This is a genomic window from Rhodopseudomonas infernalis (genome assembly GCF_022271405.1).
Classification (GTDB): domain Bacteria; phylum Pseudomonadota; class Alphaproteobacteria; order Rhizobiales; family Xanthobacteraceae; genus Rhodopseudomonas; species Rhodopseudomonas infernalis.
Genome location: NZ_JAJNAL010000083.1, coordinates 1 through 1,139, shown reverse-complemented (window position 1 = coordinate 1,139; position 1,139 = coordinate 1). Strand labels below are relative to the sequence as shown.

Below are 1,139 nucleotides of genomic sequence, written 5' to 3'. Positions count from 1 at the left end.
GCGAGGCCTCTGCAAAACTGACGAGCGTGGCAAAGTGTGATTCACTTGCGCGTATCGGAGGTGGATCGGATGACGCAGGACAGTTTCATCGAGGCTTTGCTGCCGGCGGGGTTTGGGCGCAACCAGCGGCTGGATCGCATCTCGGGGCTGATCGATTGGGATCGTCTTGCTGGTTTGATCCGCAAGGTGCGGCCGGGCGAGACCGGTCGTCCGCCGTACGAGCCACTGGCGATGTTCAAAGCTTTGCTGCTGCAGCAATGGTACGGACTGTCGGACCCTGGGCTTGAGGAGGCACTGCTCGACCGGGTCTCGTTTCGACGCTTTTGCGGGTTCGCGCTGGATGCGCAGACGCCCGACGAGACCACGCTGTGCCGGTTTCGCAATGCCTTGCAGCAGGCGGGCCTTGGCGAGGCGTTGTTTCAGGAGGTTCTCCGCCAGCTCGAAGCGGCCGGATATGTCTTGAAGACAGGGACTCTGATCGACGCCACCCTGGTGCAAAGTTCAGGGCGGACGCCCGCCTCGGGATCGACACCGCGTGAGACAGAGAGCCGGTCGGCGCACGACCCGGAGGCCAACTGGACCCGGCATGGCAAGGGACGCAAGCTGTTCTTCGGCTACAAGGCGCACATCTCGGTCGATCAGGGATCGGGTCTGATCCGAGCCCGCAAACTGACCGGCGCCAAGACGGCTGAGAGCGAAGTCGCCGACGACCTCGTCCTTGGCGACGAGAAGGCCGTCTATGCCGACAAGGCCTACGAGAAGCGCGCCCGCCGCCAGGCCCTCAAAGCCCGCGGCATCAAGGACCGCATCCAGCATCGCCGCAACAAACATCAGAAGGCGCTGCAGCGTTGGCAGAGCGTGCGCAACAAGCTGATCGGCCGCGTGAGGCAGGCTGTCGAACGCACCTTCTCTCAAATCAAAGGCCGCTACCGCCTCAGCCGCATGCGCTACGCCGGCATCGCCGCCAATGCCTTCCACCTCGATCTGATCTCGATCGCCTACAATCTGCGGACCGCAGCCGCCATCCGCTGACAAACCAGCCGCAAGGCGGCTGAGCCGCCACGCGCAGTACAAATCCCATCACCAGATCTGCCAATCACCCACCTACAATGCCTGTTAGGGCGGTTTCGCAGAGGCCT

1 protein-coding gene is annotated in these 1,139 nt (G+C 63.3%); it reads left to right on the top strand.

Annotation, left to right across the window (positions count from 1 at the left end):
- Positions 1-69: 69 nt before the first annotated feature.
- Positions 70-1,032 (top strand): IS5 family transposase, encoded by a 963-nt coding sequence (locus LPW26_RS25300; RefSeq protein WP_238738529.1) that lies wholly within the window; start codon positions 70-72, stop codon positions 1,030-1,032.
- Positions 1,033-1,139: the final 107 nt, after the last annotated feature.

Excerpts from the sequence above, each read along its gene's own strand:
- LPW26_RS25300 (WP_238738529.1), top strand. The coding sequence starts at position 70 with ATGACGCAGGACAGTTTCATCGAGGCTTTGCTGCCGGCGGGGTTTGGG.